19 protein-coding genes are annotated in these 19142 nt (G+C 52.7%); all 19 read left to right on the top strand.

Translation table 11 applies throughout. The features are described 5' to 3' along the window. The first annotated feature begins 8 nt into the window (after positions 1-8). The 19 genes from amiB to FDW96_RS00390 all read left to right on the top strand — a co-directional run bounded on the left by amiB (position 9) and on the right by FDW96_RS00390 (position 19110). The gene (amiB, locus tag FDW96_RS00300; RefSeq protein ID WP_042312814.1) at positions 9-1334 is read left to right on the top strand and encodes an N-acetylmuramoyl-L-alanine amidase AmiB; all 1326 of its coding nucleotides are present in this window, start codon (positions 9-11) and stop codon (positions 1332-1334) included. A gap of 9 nt (positions 1335-1343) precedes the next feature. After that, a complete protein-coding gene (mutL, locus tag FDW96_RS00305; protein WP_137365026.1) occupies positions 1344-3197 on the top strand; it encodes a DNA mismatch repair endonuclease MutL in 1854 nt (617 codons plus the stop codon). After that, positions 3190-4140, top strand: coding sequence for a tRNA (adenosine(37)-N6)-dimethylallyltransferase MiaA (gene miaA, locus FDW96_RS00310; RefSeq protein ID WP_038636521.1), 951 nt, complete (start codon positions 3190-3192; stop codon positions 4138-4140). Before mutL ends, miaA begins: the two co-directional genes overlap by 8 nt. A gap of 84 nt (positions 4141-4224) precedes the next feature. Beyond that, positions 4225-4533 carry an RNA chaperone Hfq gene (hfq, locus tag FDW96_RS00315; protein WP_003025584.1) on the top strand — a complete coding sequence of 103 codons (309 nt, stop codon included), beginning with the start codon at positions 4225-4227 and terminating at the stop codon, positions 4531-4533. 74 nt (positions 4534-4607) lie between these two features. Further along, positions 4608-5888, top strand: coding sequence for a ribosome rescue GTPase HflX (gene hflX / locus FDW96_RS00320; RefSeq protein ID WP_042312807.1), 1281 nt, complete (start codon positions 4608-4610; stop codon positions 5886-5888). Between the two features lie 126 nt (positions 5889-6014). Then, on the top strand, positions 6015-7268 hold the full coding sequence (gene hflK, locus FDW96_RS00325; RefSeq protein ID WP_042312805.1) for an FtsH protease activity modulator HflK: 1254 nt from the start codon (positions 6015-6017) through the stop codon (positions 7266-7268). A gap of 2 nt (positions 7269-7270) precedes the next feature. Then, positions 7271-8275, top strand: coding sequence for a protease modulator HflC (hflC, locus tag FDW96_RS00330; protein ID WP_042312803.1), 1005 nt, complete (start codon positions 7271-7273; stop codon positions 8273-8275). An 82-nt stretch (positions 8276-8357) separates the two neighbouring features. After that, entirely contained in the window at positions 8358-8555 is a 198-nt protein-coding gene (locus FDW96_RS00335) for a DUF2065 family protein (protein ID WP_042312802.1), read from the top strand. 102 nt (positions 8556-8657) lie between these two features. Next, positions 8658-9956, top strand: a complete 1299-nt coding sequence (gene purA, locus FDW96_RS00340; protein ID WP_003025606.1) for an adenylosuccinate synthase — start codon at positions 8658-8660, stop codon at positions 9954-9956. A 216-nt stretch (positions 9957-10172) separates the two neighbouring features. Next, complete coding sequence (gene nsrR, locus FDW96_RS00345) at positions 10173-10598, top strand: nitric oxide-sensing transcriptional repressor NsrR (protein WP_137365027.1); 426 nt, start codon at positions 10173-10175, stop codon at positions 10596-10598. A 38-nt stretch (positions 10599-10636) separates the two neighbouring features. Then, positions 10637-13099 carry a ribonuclease R gene (gene rnr / locus FDW96_RS00350; protein WP_079225631.1) on the top strand — a complete coding sequence of 821 codons (2463 nt, stop codon included), beginning with the start codon at positions 10637-10639 and terminating at the stop codon, positions 13097-13099. Between the two features lie 72 nt (positions 13100-13171). Continuing rightward, positions 13172-13903: a 23S rRNA (guanosine(2251)-2'-O)-methyltransferase RlmB gene (gene rlmB, locus FDW96_RS00355; RefSeq protein WP_038636534.1), complete on the top strand. Its 732-nt coding sequence runs from the start codon at positions 13172-13174 to the stop codon at positions 13901-13903. A gap of 124 nt (positions 13904-14027) precedes the next feature. Beyond that, complete coding sequence (locus tag FDW96_RS00360; protein ID WP_137365028.1) at positions 14028-14432, top strand: YjfI family protein; 405 nt, start codon at positions 14028-14030, stop codon at positions 14430-14432. Between the two features lie 15 nt (positions 14433-14447). Then, entirely contained in the window at positions 14448-15146 is a 699-nt protein-coding gene (locus FDW96_RS00365) for a PspA/IM30 family protein (protein WP_137365029.1), read from the top strand. Then, entirely contained in the window at positions 15146-16213 is a 1068-nt protein-coding gene (locus tag FDW96_RS00370) for a potassium channel family protein (protein WP_137365030.1), read from the top strand. The genes FDW96_RS00365 and FDW96_RS00370 overlap by 1 nt, the downstream gene beginning before the upstream one ends. After that, positions 16189-16872 (top strand): YjfK family protein, encoded by a 684-nt coding sequence (locus FDW96_RS00375; RefSeq protein WP_137365031.1) that lies wholly within the window; start codon positions 16189-16191, stop codon positions 16870-16872. Before FDW96_RS00370 ends, FDW96_RS00375 begins: the two co-directional genes overlap by 25 nt. 19 nt (positions 16873-16891) lie before the next feature. Further along, entirely contained in the window at positions 16892-17290 is a 399-nt protein-coding gene (locus tag FDW96_RS00380; RefSeq protein WP_137365032.1) for a DUF350 domain-containing protein, read from the top strand. Positions 17291-17299: 9 nt separating this feature from the next. Continuing rightward, positions 17300-17941, top strand: a complete 642-nt coding sequence (locus FDW96_RS00385) for a DUF1190 domain-containing protein (RefSeq protein WP_137365033.1) — start codon at positions 17300-17302, stop codon at positions 17939-17941. Between the two features lie 2 nt (positions 17942-17943). Beyond that, positions 17944-19110 (top strand): glutathionylspermidine synthase family protein, encoded by a 1167-nt coding sequence (locus tag FDW96_RS00390; RefSeq protein ID WP_137365034.1) that lies wholly within the window; start codon positions 17944-17946, stop codon positions 19108-19110. Positions 19111-19142: the final 32 nt, after the last annotated feature.

A 19142-nucleotide genomic window follows, 5' to 3' on the forward strand; every position in this document is an offset into this window, starting at 1 on the left:
GTGGCGGGATGATTTATCGCATCAGAAACTGGCTGATGGCAACCCTGGTCCTGCTGTGCGCGCAGGCAGGGGCCGCCAGCCTCTCCGATCTTCAGGTTTCCAATGGTGATCAACAGGCGCGGATTACGCTGAGCTTTATTGGCGATCCTGAATACGCCGTTTCGCAGGATGGGAAACGAACCGTCGCGCTGGATATTAAACAAACCGGTGTGATTCAGGGATTACCGCTGCTGTTTAGCGGTAATAATCTGGTCAAATCTATTCGTTCCGGTACGCCAAAAGACGCGCAGTCTCTGCGCCTGCTGGTGGATTTAACCGAGAACGGTAAAGCAGAAGCCGTTAAACGACAAAACGGCGGCAATTATACCGTCGTGTTTACCATCAAAGCGGATACGCCGCCGCCACCGCCTCCGGTGGTCGCGAAGCGTGTCGAGGCGCCGGTTGTCGCCCCGCGTCCTGTCGAGCCTGCACGTAACCCGTTTAAAGCGGAAAACGACCGCACCACGGCGGTTACCAGCAGTAATACGTCCACGCGACCTGCGGCGCGCGCCAGCACCAACAGCGGCGACAAAGTGGTTATCGCCATTGATGCCGGGCACGGTGGACAGGATCCCGGCGCAATTGGCCCCGGCGGTACGCGTGAGAAAAATGTCACGATTGCCGTGGCGCGTAAACTACGCAGTTTGCTGAATGATGACCCGATGTTTAAAGGTGTTCTCACCCGCGATGGCGATTACTTCATCTCGGTGATGGGGCGTTCCGACGTTGCGCGTAAACAAAACGCCAACTTCCTGGTTTCGATTCATGCGGATGCCGCGCCAAACCGGGATGCCACTGGCGCTTCCGTCTGGGTACTGTCAAACCGCCGGGCGAACAGTGAAATGGCCGGCTGGTTGGAGCAGCACGAGAAGCAATCGGAACTGTTAGGCGGTGCGGGTGATGTGCTGGCCAACAGCCAGGCCGATCCTTACCTCAGTCAGGCCGTGCTGGATCTGCAGTTCGGTCATTCGCAACGCGTCGGGTATGATGTGGCGACCAGCATGATCGGTCAGTTAGAACGTATTGGCTCAATGCATAAACGTCGGCCGGAACATGCCAGCCTGGGCGTATTACGTTCGCCTGATATCCCGTCAGTGCTGGTTGAAACCGGCTTTATCAGTAACAACAGCGAAGAGCGTCTGTTGGCGAGTGATGATTACCAGCAGCAACTGGCCGAGGCGATTTACAAAGGATTGCGTAACTATTTCCAGGCGCACCCGATGCAAACCGGGCCGCAGGGAGCGCCGGCGCAAACCGCCAGTGCCGTGTCGCCTGGCAACACGTTAACAAATTAAGGATTAGCCATGCCGATTCAGGTTCTACCGCCACAGTTGGCGAACCAGATTGCCGCGGGCGAGGTGGTAGAACGGCCTGCGTCAGTGGTGAAAGAGCTGGTGGAAAACAGTATCGATGCCGGCGCGACGCGTATTGATATTGATGTCGAACGCGGCGGCGCGAAGCTTATCCGTATTCGTGACAACGGCTGCGGGATTAAAAAAGACGAGCTGGCGCTGGCGCTGGCGCGTCACGCCACCAGTAAAATTGCCTCGCTTGACGATCTCGAAGCCATCGTGAGCCTCGGGTTTCGCGGCGAAGCGTTAGCCAGCATTAGCTCAGTCTCTCGTTTAACCCTGACGTCGCGCACGCAAGAGCAATCTGAAGCCTGGCAAGCCTATGCCGAAGGGCGCGACATGGATGTCACAGTGAAACCCGCCGCGCATCCGGTGGGCACCACGCTGGAGGTGTTGGATCTGTTCTACAACACCCCGGCGCGGCGCAAGTTTATGCGCACCGAGAAAACCGAATTTAATCATATCGACGAGATTATCCGCCGCATTGCGCTGGCGCGGTTCGATGTGACGATTAATCTGTCGCACAACGGCAAAGTGGTGCGTCAGTACCGTGCAGTGGCAGCAGATGGGCAAAAAGAGCGCCGACTGGGCGCGATTTGCGGTATGCCGTTTCTGGAACATGCGCTGGCGATTGAATGGCAGCATGGCGATTTGACGCTGCGGGGCTGGGTAGCCGATCCGCACCACACGACGACGGCGCTGGCGGAAATCCAGTACTGCTACGTGAATGGCCGGATGATGCGTGACCGCCTGATCAACCACGCTATCCGCCAGGCCTGTGAAGATAAGCTGGGCGCCGATCAGCAGCCTGCATTTGTTTTATACCTGGAAATCGATCCGCATCAGGTGGATGTCAACGTGCATCCCGCCAAACATGAGGTCCGTTTCCATCAGTCGCGTCTGGTGCATGATTTTATCTACCAGGGCGTATTGAGCGTCCTGCAACAGCAGCTTGAAACGCCGCTGCCGTTGGCTGATGACGACGAGCCCGCCCCCCGGCACATCCCGGAAAACCGCATTGCAGCCGGACGTAACCATTTTGCTGAGCCCGCTCCGGCGCGTGAAGCTGCTGCACCTCGCTACTCTGCCCCCGCTGGCGGTGGTGGTCGTCAGGCGGGCGCCAGCTGGCCTCATGCCCAGCCTGGATATCAAAAGCAGCAGGGTGAGATTTATCAGCAACTGCTGCAGACGCCAGTTCCAACGCGTAAAGCGCCGGAATCTGAAGCGCCATCAGCACCGCTGACCGGCAATAGTCAAGGTTTTGGTCGGGTGCTAACGATTGTCGGTGCGGACTGTGCCTTACTCGAATGTGATGGTCATATTCGGTTACTGGCATTACCGGTGGCGGAACGTTGGCTGCGTCAGGCGCAGTTAACGCCGGGAGAGGGTACTGTTTGCGCCCAGCCGTTGCTGATTCCTTTACGTCTAAAAGTGACCGCCGATGAAAAAGCGGCGCTGCAGAAAGGGCAGAGCCAACTGGCCGATCTGGGCATTGAATTTCAACTGGATGCGCAGCATGTGACCATCCGGGCAGTGCCTTTACCCTTACGCCAACAAAATTTACAAATCTTGATTCCTGAACTGATAGGCTACCTGGCGCAGCAGTCCGTATTTGAACCGGGCAATATTGCACAGTGGATTGCACGTAACCTGATGAGCGAGCATCCGCAGTGGAGCATGGCCCAGGCGATTACGCTGCTAGCGGATGTTGAGCGGCTTTGCCCACAACTCGTGAAGGCACCGCCGGGTGGTCTGTTACAACCTGTTGATTTACATTCGGTAATGAATGCCCTGAAACATGAGTGATACCCGTAAGGCGAGCCTGCCAAAGGCGATTTTTTTAATGGGGCCAACGGCCTCCGGTAAAACGGCATTAGCAATTGAATTGCGTAAAGTTTTGCCTGTAGAGTTGATAAGCGTTGATTCCGCCCTTATTTACAAAGGGATGGATATCGGTACAGCCAAGCCTGATGCAGATGAATTACAGGCCGCGCCGCACCGATTGCTGGATATTCGCGATCCGTCGCAGGCGTACTCTGCTGCGGATTTTCGCCGCGATGCGTTAGCCGAGATGGCCGATATCACCGCCGCGGGGCGTATCCCGCTGCTGGTGGGCGGCACAATGTTATATTTCAAAGCCTTGCTTGAAGGGCTGTCGCCGTTACCGTCGGCAGACCCGGACGTCAGGGCCAGAATTGAGCAGCAGGCGGCAGAGCACGGGTGGGACGCATTGCACCGACAGCTTCAGGAGATCGATCCCGTGGCTGCCGCGCGTATTCATCCAAATGATCCGCAAAGACTTTCCCGGGCACTGGAAGTTTTTTTCATTTCGGGTAAAACTTTAACGGAGCTGACGCAAACGTCAGGAGATGCTTTGCCGTATGAGGTGCATCAGTTTGCAATCGCCCCGGCGAGCCGTGAACTGCTCCATCAGCGAATTGAGCAGCGTTTTCATCAGATGTTAGCTTCAGGTTTTGAAGCAGAAGTCCGGGCGCTTTTTGCCCGTGGAGATTTGCATACGGATTTGCCTTCCATTCGTTGTGTCGGGTATCGCCAGATGTGGTCATACATTGAAGGCGAAATTTCATACGATGAAATGGTTTATAGAGGTGTTTGCGCCACGAGGCAGTTGGCGAAGCGGCAGGTAACCTGGTTGCGTGGTTGGGAAGGGGTGCACTGGCTTGACAGTGAAAAGCCTGACCAGGCGCGAAACGAAGTATTACAGGTTGTTGGTGCTATCGCGAACTGAATGTGTACAATTGAAACGTATCGTGCGCAATTTTTCAGAATCGAAAGGTTCAAAGTACAAATAAGCATATAAGGAAAAGAGAGAATGGCTAAGGGGCAATCTTTACAAGATCCGTTCCTGAACGCACTGCGTCGGGAACGTGTTCCAGTTTCTATTTATTTGGTGAATGGTATTAAGCTGCAAGGTCAAATCGAGTCTTTTGATCAGTTCGTGATCCTGTTGAAAAACACGGTCAGCCAGATGGTTTATAAGCACGCGATTTCTACTGTTGTCCCGTCTCGCCCGGTTTCTCATCACAGCAATAATGCCACCGGCGGCACTGGCAGCAACTACCATCACGGTAGCAACGCGCAAGGTTCATCTGCGCAACAGGACAGCGAAGAAACCGAATAAGGTTGATCGCTGTTTTACATACGGGGAGCCAGCGAACCTGCGTTCCCCGTTGATACATATTAAGGGGTTGACGCTTGTTTGACCGTTATGATGCCGGTGAGCAGGCGGTACTGGTACACATCTATTTTTCGCAAGACAAAGATATGGAAGACCTCCAGGAGTTTGAATCTCTGGTTTCTTCCGCCGGTGTCGAAGCAATGCAGGTGATTACCGGGAGCCGTAAAGCACCGCACCCGAAGTATTTTGTTGGTGAAGGTAAGGCAATCGAAATTGCCGAAGCCGTAAAAGCGACTGGCGCTGCGGTGGTGATTTTTGATCATGCTCTAAGCCCTGCCCAGGAACGTAACCTGGAACAATTGTGCCAGTGTCTGGTTATCGACAGGACTGGTCTTATTCTGGATATTTTTGCCCAGCGTGCGCGAACCCATGAGGGTAAGTTGCAGGTTGAGCTGGCGCAGCTGCGCCATATGGCTACGCGTCTGGTCCGTGGCTGGACCCACCTTGAAAGGCAAAAGGGCGGGATTGGTTTGCGCGGTCCGGGTGAAACCCAGCTCGAAACCGACCGTCGTTTGCTGCGTAATCGCATTTTGCAGATACAGTCGCGCCTGGAAAAAGTTGAAAAGCAACGTGAGCAGGGGCGACAGTCGCGTAAGAAAGCGGATGTCCCGACCGTATCACTGGTGGGATATACCAACGCCGGAAAATCCACCCTGTTCAATCAGATAACTGAAGCCCGAGTCTACGCAGCGGATCAGCTGTTTGCGACCCTGGACCCGACCCTGCGCCGGATCGACGTTGCGGATGTCGGTGAAACCGTGCTGGCGGATACCGTAGGGTTTATCCGTCACTTACCGCACGACCTGGTGGCGGCGTTTAAAGCCACCTTGCAGGAAACACGTCAGGCGACATTGCTGCTGCACGTTATTGATGCAGCAGATTTTCGTGTGCAAGAAAACATCGAGGCCGTTGATACGGTGCTTGAGGAGATCGATGCGCATGAGATCCCGACCCTGCTGGTGATGAATAAAATCGATATGCTGGATGACTTTGAACCGCGTATCGACAGAGATGAAGAGAATAAACCCATTCGCGTTTGGGTTTCAGCGCAAACGGGAATAGGAATACCACAGCTTTTTCAGGCTTTGACTGAGCGGCTTTCCGGTGAGGTAGCGCAGCATACGTTGCGTTTGCCGCCGCAGGAAGGGCGTCTGAGAAGCCGGTTTTACCAACTTCAGGCAATAGAAAAAGAGTGGATGGAGGAGGACGGCAGCGTAGGTCTGCAGGTTCGTATGCCGATCGTAGACTGGCGTCGCCTCTGTAAACAAGAACCGACCCTGGCAGATTACATTATCTGACCGGGAGGAAATGCCTGGGGATTTTTTGCCCAATACTCATCGAATTTTGGGTTGCAGGTCGGCGGTAACGCCCCTGTAGTGCAAAAAACGGGGTATATCACCGCATAACAAATATGGAGCACAAACATGGCGTGGAATCAGCCCGGTAATAACGGACAAGACCGCGACCCGTGGGGAAGCAGCAAACCTGGCGGCAACCCTGAGGGAAATGGAAACAAAGGTGGTCGCGATCAGGGACCTCCCGATCTGGATGATATCTTCCGCAAACTGAGCAAAAAGCTCGGTGGTCTGGGCGGTGGTAAAGGTACTGGTTCTGGCGGCGGTAGTTCATCGCAAGGTCCGCGTCCGCAACTGGGCGGTCGGGTCTTTACTATCGCAGCGGCCGCTATCGTCATTATCTGGGCGGCCAGCGGTTTCTATACCATTAAAGAAGCGGAACGCGGCGTGGTGACACGCTTCGGTAAATTCAGCCATTTGGTTGAGCCGGGTCTGAACTGGAAACCGACCTTTATCGACGAAGTGACCCCGGTCAACGTTGAAGCCGTGCGTGAACTTGCCGCATCCGGCGTCATGCTGACATCTGACGAAAACGTCGTGCGCGTTGAAATGAACGTGCAGTACCGCGTAACCGATCCGCAGCGTTACCTGTTTAGCGTAACCAGCGCGGATGACAGTCTGCGTCAGGCAACCGACAGCGCACTGCGTGGCGTTATCGGTAAATACACTATGGACCGTATCCTGACCGAAGGGCGTACCGTTATTCGTAGCGATACCCAGCGTGAACTGGAAGAAACGATCCGTCCGTACAACATGGGTATCACCCTGCTGGACGTCAACTTCCAGGCAGCACGTCCGCCGGAAGAGGTTAAAGCCGCGTTTGACGATGCGATTGCCGCGCGTGAAAACGAACAGCAATACATCCGTGAAGCGGAAGCGTACACCAACGAAGTGCAACCTCGTGCGAACGGTCAGGCGCAGCGTATTCTGGAAGAAGCGCGTGCTTACAAAACGCAAACCATCCTGGAAGCACAGGGTGAAGTGGCTCGCTTCGCTAAAATTCTGCCGGAATATAAAGCCGCACCGCAAATTACTCGCGAGCGTCTGTATATCGAGACCATGGAAAAAGTGCTGAGTCATACTCGCAAAGTTCTGGTTAACGATAAGGGCAGCAATCTGATGGTTCTGCCGCTGGATCAAATGCTGAAAGGCGGTAGTGCGCCAGCAGCCAAGAGCGACAGCAGTTCAAACCTGCTGCGTCTGCCGCCAGCGACGACCTCCAGCACTGGAGCAAGCAACACCTCGTCCACCAGTCAGGGCGATATTATGGACCAACGCCGCGCCAACGCGCAGCGTAACGACTACCAGCGTCAGGGGGAATAACGATGCGTAAGTCAGTTATTGCGATTATCATCATCGTTCTGGTAGTTCTGTTCATGTCTGTCTTTGTGGTCAAAGAAGGCGAGCGCGGTATTACTCTGCGCTTTGGTAAAGTTCTGCGTGACGATGACAACAAGCCGTTGGTCGTTGCACCAGGCCTGCACTTCAAGATTCCGTTTATTGAATCCGTGAAAATGCTGGATGCGCGTATCCAGACCATGGACAACCAGGCCGATCGCTTTGTCACCAAAGAGAAGAAAGACCTGATCGTTGACTCTTACATTAAGTGGCGCATCAGCGACTTTAGCCGTTACTACCTGGCAACGGGCGGTGGCGACGTTTCTCAGGCGGAAGTTCTGCTGAAACGTAAGTTCTCTGACCGTCTGCGTTCTGAAATTGGTCGTCTCGACGTGAAAGACATCGTTACCGATTCCCGTGGTCGCCTGACTCTGGAAGTCCGTGACGCGCTGAACTCCGGTTCTGCTGGCACGGAAGATGAAGTCGCGACACCGGCGGCGGATAGCGCGATTGCCGAAGCGGCTGAACGTGTTCAGGCTGAAACGAACGGTAAAGTACCGGTCATCAACCCGAACAGTATGGCGGCATTGGGCATTGAAGTGGTTGACGTGCGTATTAAGCAAATCAACCTGCCTGCTGAAGTGTCTGAGGCTATCTACAACCGTATGCGCGCTGAGCGTGAAGCGGTAGCTCGTCGCCATCGTTCACAAGGTCAGGAAGAAGCGGAAAAACTGCGTGCAACGGCGGATTATGAAGTAACGAAAACGCTGGCAGAAGCTGAACGTCAGGGCCGCATTATGCGTGGTGAAGGCGATGCGGAAGCGGCTAAGCTGTTTGCCGATGCGTTCAGCCAGGATCCTGACTTCTACGCTTTCATCCGTAGCCTGCGCGCTTACGAGAAGAGCTTCGAAGGTAACCAGGACGTGATGGTCATGAGCCCGGACAGCGATTTCTTCCGCTACATGAAGACACCGAATACCGCGACACGCTAAAATAGTTTCAGCGGTTTTAAACCAGCAAAACCACCGGCGTCCCCAGGGATGCGGTGGTTTTCTTTTTATATAAGGTCGATGAATGAATTCAACAATCTTACTGGCGCTCGCGCTGGTTTTGGTGCTGGAAGGCCTGGGTCCTATGCTTTATCCCAGCGCATGGAAGAAAATGATCTCCGCGATGGCGCAACTTCCCGAAAATACTTTGCGTCGTTTTGGTGGAGGTCTTGTGGTCGCGGGCGTTGTGGTCTACTACATGTTGAGGAAAACGATTGGCTGATCAATAAGTAGCCTAATTTGCGGATTTTAGCATGCAAAAAGTGCTGTATATCTGAAAAAGCGGTGGTAGAATCCATTTTTAAGCAAACGGTGATTTTGAAAAATGGGTAACAACGTCGTCGTACTGGGCACCCAATGGGGTGACGAAGGTAAAGGGAAGATCGTCGATCTTCTGACTGAACGGGCTAAATATGTTGTGCGCTACCAGGGTGGTCACAACGCAGGCCATACTCTCGTAATCAACGGTGAAAAAACCGTCCTCCATCTTATTCCATCAGGTATTCTTCGCGAGAATGTCATCAGCATCATCGGTAACGGTGTTGTACTGTCTCCGTCCGCGCTGATGAAAGAAATGAAAGGGCTGGAAGATCGTGGTATCCCGGTTCGCGAGCGCCTGCTGCTGTCTGAAGCGTGTCCGCTGATCCTTGATTATCACGTTGCGTTGGATAACGCTCGTGAGAAAGCGCGTGGCGAGAAAGCGATCGGTACTACCGGTCGTGGTATCGGTCCGGCTTATGAAGACAAAGTGGCTCGTCGCGGTCTGCGCGTTGGCGATCTGTTTGATAAAGCAACCTTCGCTGAAAAACTGAAAGAAGTGATGGAATATCACAACTTCCAGTTGGTGAATTTCTATAAAGTCGAAGCCGTTGACTACCAGAAAGTGCTGGATGATGTGATGGCGATTGCCGACATCCTGACCTCTATGGTTGTTGATGTTTCCGATCTGCTGGACCAGGCGCGTAAGCGTGGCGATTTCGTCATGTTCGAAGGCGCGCAGGGTACGCTGCTGGATATCGATCACGGTACCTATCCGTACGTAACCTCCTCCAACACCACTGCGGGTGGCGTGGCGACCGGCTCCGGCCTGGGTCCACGTTATGTGGATTACGTTCTGGGCATCATCAAAGCTTACTCTACTCGTGTCGGCGCAGGTCCGTTCCCGACTGAGCTGTTTGATGACGTTGGTGAGTTCCTGTGCAAACAAGGTAACGAGTATGGCGCAACCACCGGCCGTCGTCGTCGTACCGGTTGGCTGGACTCCGTTGCCGTACGTCGTGCAGTACAGATTAACTCCCTGTCTGGCTTCTGCCTGACCAAACTGGACGTGCTGGACGGTTTGAAAGAGGTGAAAATCTGTGTCGCTTACCGTATGCCGGATGGCCGTGAAGTTACAACGACTCCGCTGGCGGCTGACGACTGGAAAGGTATCGAGCCGATTTACGAAACCATGCCAGGCTGGTCTGAATCCACCTTTGGCGTGAAGGAACGTAGCGGTCTGCCGCAGGCAGCACTGAACTACATCAAGCGTATTGAAGAACTGACCGGTGTGCCGATTGATATTATCTCAACTGGCCCAGACCGTACTGAAACCATGATCCTGCGCGACCCGTTCGACGCATAATTCTGGTTATGGCGTAGCGTCGGATGGCGCTGCGCTTGCACTCTCTTAGGCCGGATGAGGCGTTTTGCATCAGAATCCGGCTTAAAATCACGTAAGTTCCTCGCTTTTTTCCTTCCCGAACTGAAATAAATTAGCGACCTGGCTGGTGGCTGGTTTATCATCAATATAATTAATACCACCAGGTTTATCCGTTTTATCCCTTTTCCTGAGGTTGATGTGCAGTTAACAAGTTTCACCGATTACGGATTACGTGCGCTAATCTACATGGCGTCACTTCCCGAAGGACGTATGACCAGTATTTCTGAGGTGACAGAAGTCTACGGCGTGTCCCGTAATCATATGGTCAAAATAATCAATCAACTTAGCCGGGCGGGTTTTGTTACTGCTATTCGAGGAAAAAATGGCGGTATCCGCCTGGGTAAACCCGCTAAGGATATTTGTATTGGTGATGTGGTTCGCGAGCTGGAACCCTTATCGCTGGTCAACTGTAGCAGCGAGTTTTGCCACATAACCCCTGCCTGCCGACTCAAACAGGCGCTTTCTAAAGCAGTGCAAAGTTTTCTCACGGAACTGGACAACTACACACTTGCTGATTTGGTTGAACAAAATCAACCGCTTTATAAATTATTGCTGGTGGAGTGACGAAAATCTTCATCAGAGATGACAACGGAGGAACCGAGATGTCACAAGATCCTTTCCAGGAACGCGAAGCTGAAAAATACGCGAACCCTATCCCGAGCCGGGAATTTATCCTCGAACATTTAACTAAACGTGAAAAACCGGCCAACCGCGATGAGCTGGCCGCTGAACTCAACATTGAAGGTGAAGAACAGCAAGAAGCGCTGCGTCGTCGCCTGCGCGCGATGGAGCGTGACGGGCAACTGGTCTTCACTCGTCGTCAGTGCTACGCGCTGCCGGAACGTCTTGACCTGCTGAAAGGTACCGTTATTGGCCACCGTGATGGCTACGGCTTTCTGCGCGTCGAAGGCCGCAAAGATGACCTGTACCTGTCCAGCGAGCAGATGAAAACCTGCATTCATGGCGATCAGGTGCTGGCGCAGCCGCTGGGCGCGGACCGTAAAGGACGTCGCGAAGCGCGTATTGTGCGCGTACTGGTGCCGAAAACCAGCCAGATTGTCGGCCGCTACTTCACCGACGCTGGGGTCGGGTTTGTCGTCCCGGACGACAGCCGCCTGAGCTTCGACATCCTTATTCCGCCGGAACAGGTGATGGGGGCTCGTATGGGCTTTGTGGTCGTGGTTGAGCTGACCCAGCGTCCAACCCGTCGCACTAAAGCGGTGGGTAAAATCGTTGAAGTATTGGGCGACAACATGGGCACCAGCATGGCTGTTGATATGGCCCTGCGTACCCACGAAATCCCGTATATCTGGCCACAGGCAGTCGAAAAACAGGTCGCCGGACTGAAAGAAGAAGTGCCGGAAGAAGCGAAAGTTGGACGTGTCGATCTACGCGATCTCCCGCTGGTCACTATTGATGGCGAAGATGCGCGTGACTTCGACGATGCGGTTTACTGCGAGAAGAAACGCGGCGGTGGCTGGCGTTTATGGGTGGCGATTGCTGACGTAAGCTATTACGTTCGTCCGCCGACTCCGCTGGATCAGGAAGCGCGCAGCCGTGGCACGTCTGTCTACTTCCCGTCGCAGGTTGTCCCGATGCTACCGGAAGTGCTGTCTAACGGATTGTGTTCGCTGAACCCGCAGGTGGACAGGTTGTGTATGGTCTGTGAAATGACCATTTCGTCGAAAGGCCGCTTAACCGGCTTTAAATTCTACGAAGCGGTAATGAGCTCCCATGCGCGTCTGACTTACACCAAAGTCTGGCATATGCTGCAAGGCGATCAGGAACTGCGCGAGCAGTACGCGCCGTTGGTTAAACACATTGAAGAGCTGCATAACCTCTACAAAGTACTGGATAAAGCCCGTGAAGAGCGCGGCGGTATCTCATTTGAAAGTGAAGAAGCGAAGTTTATCTTCAACGCTGAACGTCGTATCGAACGTATTGAGCAGACGCAGCGTAACGACGCGCACAAGCTGATTGAAGAGTGCATGATCATGGCGAACATCTCAGCGGCGCGATTCGTTGAGAAAGCCAAAGAGCCAGCGTTGTTCCGTATTCACGATAAGCCGACGACCGAAGCGATTACCTCCTTCCGTTCCGTACTGGCAGAGCTGGGGCTGGAGCTGCCTGGCGGCAACAAACCTGAGCCGCGCGATTACGCTGAACTGCTGGAGTCGATTGCTGACCGTCCTGATGCGGAAATGCTGCAAACTATGCTGCTGCGCTCGATGAAGCAGGCGATTTACGATCCGGAAAACCGTGGTCACTTCGGCCTGGCGCTGCAATCTTATGCGCACTTTACCTCGCCGATCCGTCGTTACCCGGATCTCTCTTTGCACCGTGCAATTAAATATTTGTTGGCGCAGGAGCAGGGCCATAAAGGCAACACCACGGAAACCGGTGGTTACCATTATTCGATGGAAGAGATGCTGCAACTGGGCCAGCACTGTTCGATGGCCGAACGCCGTGCGGACGAAGCTACGCGCGACGTCTCTGACTGGCTGAAGTGTGACTTCATGTTGGATCAGGTAGGTAACGTCTTTAAAGGCGTGATCGCCAGCGTGACCGGGTTTGGCTTCTTTGTCCGTCTTGACGAACTGTTTATCGACGGTCTGGTGCATGTCTCCTCCCTGGATAACGACTACTACCGCTTTGACCAGGTTGGGCAGCGCCTGACGGGTGAATCAAGCGGTCAGATGTATCGCCTGGGCGATCGCGTGGAAGTTCGCGTGGAAGCGGTCAACATGGACGAGCGTAAAATCGATTTCAGTTTGATCTCCAGCGAACGTGCGCCGCGCAATGAGGGGAAAACCGCGCGCGAAAAAGCCAAAAAAGGCGATGCAGGTAAAAATACCGGTAAACGTCGTCAAATGGGCAAAAAGGTGAATTTCGAGCCGGACAGCGCTTTCCGCGGCGAGAAGAAAGGCAGAGCCAAACCTCAGGTGGATAAAAAAACGGCTGAGAAGAAAGGCGATAAAAAAGCGAAAAAGCCATCGGCAAAAACGCTTAAAATCGCTGCCGCCACCAAAGCTAAACGCGCGGCGAAAAAGAACGTCGCACAATAACAGTCATAAACTGTAAGCCGGGCAACTGTCATGTTGCCCGGCGTTACGCACAAACTATTAACGAGTACATTCATGAGTGAAATGATTTACGGCATCCACGCGGTGCAGGCTCTGCTGGAACGTGCGCCTGAGCGCTTCCAGGACGTCTTTATTCTCAAAGGCCGTGAAGATAAACGCCTGCTGCCGTTGATCCATGCCCTGGAAGCGCAGGGTGTTGTCATTCAGCTGGCTAACCGCCAGTTCCTGGATGAGAAAAGCGAGGGTGCGGTACATCAGGGGATTATTGCGCGCGTGAAGCCGGGTCGTCAGTATCAGGAGAACGATCTGCCGGATCTGATTGCCGCGCTCGATCAGCCGTTCTTTTTGATCCTTGATGGTGTCACCGATCCGCATAACCTGGGCGCATGCCTGCGTAGCGCGGATGCTGCTGGTGTACATGCGGTTATCGTACCGAAAGATCGCTCCGCACAGTTGAATGCGACGGCGAAAAAAGTGGCCTGTGGCGCAGCAGAAAGCGTACCGCTGATCCGCGTAACTAACCTGGCGCGCACGATGCGTATGCTGCAGGAAGAGAATATCTGGATTGTGGGCACCGCTGGTGAAGCCGACCATACTCTCTATCAGAGCAAAATGACCGGACGTATGGCGCTGGTCATGGGGGCTGAAGGCGAAGGTATGCGTCGTCTGACTCGTGAGCATTGTGACGAACTGATCAGTATCCCGATGGCAGGGAGCGTTTCGTCGCTAAACGTTTCAGTCGCGACCGGCATCTGCCTGTTTGAAGCAGTCCGCCAGCGCGGCTAAACTTATTTTTCAGACAAAGCCACTCGGATTCGGGTGGCTTTTTTTTATTTTAAACGAGTATGATAAAGGCTAGAAAATGATATTCATTTTATTTATTACTAATTAAATTATATATGGATAATATATGGCATGGACACCGCAGTTACTTGCTGAAGCACTACAAACTAGCCCTGAATTAAATATAGATATTGAATATGATGAGCAATCATTGATCGTTAAAATGAATGATTATGGCGATTTACCTCTCAATATTGTGTTTACTTCTCGCCAGATTATTATTGAAACAGTTATTTGTCCTGTTAGTAGTATTCATCAGCAGGATAAATTTAATATTTTCTTATTACGTAATCAGAAACTCCTTCCACTCTCTTCCGTAGGGATCTCCCGCGTTCAGCAGGATGAATATTACGTCGCATTTGGGGCTCTTTCGCTTAATTCATCGTTGAATGATGTGCTGCTCGAGATGACGACGCTTGCGGATAACGCGCTGGATCTGGCTGAAATTACAGAAGAATACACTCACGAATAACAAGGAACGCTATTTATGGGAATTTTAAAAAGCCTGTTTACCCTCGGCAAGTCCGTACTTTCTCAGGCGGAAGAGTCAATTGAAGAAGCGCAGGGGGTCCGCATGCTGGAACAGCATATCCGTGATGCGAAAGGTGAGCTGGATAAAGCTGGAAAATCACGAGTAGACCTGCTGGCGCGCGTGAAGCTGAGCCATGACAAGTTGAGCGATCTGCGCGAGCGTAAATCCAGTCTGGAAACGCGAGTGCTGGAAGCGCTGAGTAAAAACGCTAACCCGTCACTGATCAACGAAGTTGCAGAGGAAATTGCCCGCCTGGAGAATGTCATTGCTGCAGAAGAGCAAGTACTCGCTAACCTTGAAGTGTCGCGGGATGGCGTTGAAAAAGCGGTGAGTGCAACCGCACAACGGATTGCACAGTTTGAACAGCAGCTTGAGGTGGTAAAGGCGACGGAAGCGATGCAGCGCGCCCAGCAGGCAGTGACTACCTCGACCGTCGGCGCGTCTTCCAGCGTGTCTACAGCCGCAGAGTCGCTCAAGCGTTTACAAACGCGGCAGGCAGAGCGTCAGGCTCGCCTGGATGCGGCTGAGCAGTTGGAGAAAGTCGCAGATGGACGTGACCTCGACGAGAAACTGGCTGAGGTCGGCATCGGGGTAAGCAATAAAAGTTCTGCTCAGGATGTGCTGGCGAGACTGCAACGGCAGCAAGGCGAGTAATGCTGTTCACTTGGGTCATCAAAACGTGCCAACGGCACCTTTCAAGACTGACCTGGCCTGCATTACTAGGGTTGTTCGCAGGGCAGTATCTGTTTTGTTACCTGGTGCTGAGATTACTTGGTGAGGCGGTGCTGGTTGGTCGTCTGAGCGATTTTATTTATTACTGCTCAGTCGTCGGCTCTACGTTGGGTTTTGGTGACATGAGTCCGCAAACCGCCGCAGGCCGGATTTTTACGGCGATCTGGCAAATTCCTGTCAGCGTTGGTTTATTTGGCGCATTAATGGGAAAGGTTATTGGCCTGGTGCAAGGGATGTTAGCGAAAGAAATGATGGGGATGGGAGATTATCGGCATTTGCGTAACCATATGCTGGTGGTCGGCTGGCGGGGCCACCAGACGGAAAAAATGATATCGCTGCTGCTGTATGACACCCGGCGCGTTTTTGAGCGGGTGCTCCTGTGTGAATCAGATGATATTCAGCATCCTTTATCAGGAAATAACTGGGTTGATTTCATTCGTATCCGTAATTTTAATGACCCGCAAGAGCATGCTCGCATGGGGTTATGCAATTGCCAGAGTGTGATCATATTTGCTCGTACAGATGAACTCACGTTTACCATCGCGCTTTCACTGGTAGATTCCATTCCTGAACAATGCCATGTTGTTGCTTATATGGAAGATGAGCGTTACGCAGGATTGCTGGAAGTTCATTGTCCGCGCATTGAAATTGTGCGCAATCTCTCCGCTGAGCAACTTTCTCGCTCCATTCAGGACCCAGGGTCTTCGCAGTCGGTCGCATCCATCATGAATCCCATGCTGGGTGATACGGGGTTTGCCGTGCCAATACCTGAAGAGGTGGTTTCAATTCGTTATGGCGACCTCATGCGCTATATGAAGCTTCGTCACGATGCCACGGTTTTGGGGATTAGCAGCTGTAAAAATGGTCGGGGGATGGAATTAAATCCGGTCATTTCGACAGAGGTAAAAGGAGGTATGTGGCTGCATCTGATAGGTAATAGCCGCATTCTGGCGAAAGAAATTGCATGGCTAGAGATAGAGGGAAAATGATGACAAGTTTTTTCCAGCGTTTATTTGGTAAAGCAGCTGCCGATGCGCCAGTACGCGGGCCGTTGGGGTTACATCTGAATGCAGGGTTTACGCTCAATACGCTGGCGTTTCGCCTGCTGGAAGAGTCGTTGCTGATCGAATTACCCGGTGAGGAGTACACCGTCGCCGCGGTTAGCCATATTGATTTGGGGGGCGGAAGCCAGATTTTCCGCTATTACACCTCTGGAGAGGAGTTCCTGCAAATCAATACCACAGGCGGCTCAGATATTGATGATATCGATGATATCAAATTTTTTGTTTATGCAGAAAGTTATGGGATTTCGCAGAAAAAACACTGGCAGTCTGCCATTAGTCCATCCGCGATAGGTACGCCAACGCTTAACTGGCAGGAAGTATGCTGGCAGCGCTTCTTTAACGATGAAGAGCCGGGGAACATTGAGCCGGTTTATATGCTGGAAAAAGTGGAAAATCATCAGCATGCCACATGGGATGTTCATAATTTTACCATGGGCTACCAGCGGCAGGTTACAGATGATACCTGGGAATACCTGTTGTTAAACGGTGAAGAGTCGTTCAATGAGCAGGGAGAGCCAGAGTGGGTATTCTCACGGGCGCTGGGTGTAGATATTCCATTAACATCACTTAATGTAATTGGTTAATTTCAGAGAAGGTTACACAATGCACATACTGGATTCATTACTGGCTTTTTGCGCCTATTTTTTTATTGGCGCGGCCATGGTGATCGTTTTTCTGTTTATCTACTCAAAAATCACCCCGCACAACGAATGGCAACTGATTAAAAATAATAATACGGCAGCATCACTGGCCTTTAGCGGCACGTTGCTGGGCTACGTTATTCCATTATCCAGCGCGGCAATTAACGCCGTCAGCGTCCCGGATTATTTCGCCTGGGGCGGCATCGCGCTGGTGATACAACTCGTCATTTACGGCGGTGTGCGCTTATACATGCCGACACTGAGTGAAAAAATTATTAATCATAATACTGCAGCGGGATTATTTATGGGAACTGCTGCCCTGGCGGGGGGCATTTTTAACGCCGCCTGCATGACATGGTAATGGACGATCATGGCAAGAAAAAGTAAATCCGGAAACAAAAACAGGACGCCAGGGCATTCCGCCATCACGCGAATCGGACGCCCGGTCGATCCTTTTGCAAAAAAACGCAGTCGCTACAGCGGAAAATATCTGACGCTGGCCATTATGGGCGGAGCGGCATTTTTTATCATCAAAGGATGCAGCGACAGCGGTGATAATGATAACGACGGTGATGGCGTTTTTTACTCCACAATTCAGGACTGTATAGCGGACAATAACGAATTCAGCGTCTGCATTGATGCCTGGAGCAACGCAAAAAACGCGTTTAACGCACAACTTCCCCAGCAGATGAATCTGGAGAACTGCCAAAGGCAGTTCGATAACTGCTCGTATGATAACGCTTTACAGAGCTGGGTGCCGGCGATGAGCGGGTTTTTACTCAGTCGGGCGATCCGCAAAGACAGGGATGAACAGTATGTTTACACAACCGGTGGTTCTTCCTATGTTTCGCGCCCGGTCTGGCGTACGACTTCCGGGGATTACAGCTGGCGTTCCGGTAGTGGAAAAAATGATACCGCAACCAGCCATAGCTATACGACGAAGAAAGTCTCGACGGTTTCACGCGGCGGCTACGGGCGTTCGTCCAGCGCGCGTGGGCACTGGGGAGGTTAACGATGCTGCGACATGATGTCCCTGTTCGCCCGGATCTGGACAAGATCGCCTACGATCACGGCTTCGATTTTCATATTATCGATAACGAAATTTACTGGGATGAGAGTCGGGCATACCGCTTCACGCTCCGGCAAGTGGAAGAGCAGATCGAAAAACCTACTGCGGAACTGCACCAGATGTGTCTGGATGTCGTCGAACGGGCAGTTAACGACGAACTGATTATGCAACAACTGGCGATCCCGCCGCTGTACTGGGACGTTATTGCCGAAAGCTGGCGCCATCGCGATCCCTCCCTGTATGGCCGCATGGATTTTGTCTGGTGCGGAAATAACGCCCCGGTCAAGCTGCTGGAGTACAACGCGGATACGCCAACGTCGCTCTATGAGTCAGCCTATTTCCAGTGGTTATGGCTGGAAGATGCGCGTCGCAGCGGGGTGATACCACGCGACGCCGACCAGTACAACGCCATTCAGGAGCGGCTGATCTCCCGTTTTGCTGAGCTTTATAGTCCGGATCCCTTCTATTTCTGCTGCTGCGAAGATACCGATGAAGATCGTACCACGGTGTTGTATTTGCAGGATTGTGCGCAGCAGGCCGGGCAAGAATCACGGTTTATTTACGTGGAGGATCTGGGGCTTGGCGTTGGTGGCGTTCTCACTGACCTTGACGATAACGTCATTCGTCGCGCCTTTAAGCTCTATCCCCTGGAGTGGATGATGCGAGATGAGAATGGCCCCTTGCTGCGCCATCGCCGCGAACAGTGGGTTGAGCCGTTGTGGAAGAGCGTACTCAGCAATAAAGGGTTGATGCCTTTGCTGTGGCGATTTTTTCCTAACCATCCCAACCTGCTGCCCGCTTGGTTTGACGGTGAAACGCCACAAGTTGCGGCTGGGGAAAGCTATGTACGCAAACCGATATTTTCCCGCGAGGGGGGAAACGTCACCATTTTTGATGGTCAGCAGCAGATTGTGGAGCATGCTGAGGGTGACTACGCCGAAGAACCGATGATCTATCAGGCATTTCAGCCGTTACCGCGCTTTGGCGACAGCTACACGCTGATCGGCAGTTGGATCGTGGATGATGAAGCCTGTGGTATGGGGATCCGCGAGGATAATACCTTGATCACTAAAGATACTTCTCGTTTTATTCCTCACTATATTGCGGGCTAACCGCACTTTTGTGATCTCTCTCCGCCGTCATG

The organism is Citrobacter sp. TBCS-15, from assembly GCF_005280815.1.
In the GTDB taxonomy this organism is placed as follows: Bacteria; Pseudomonadota; Gammaproteobacteria; order Enterobacterales; family Enterobacteriaceae; genus Citrobacter; species Citrobacter werkmanii.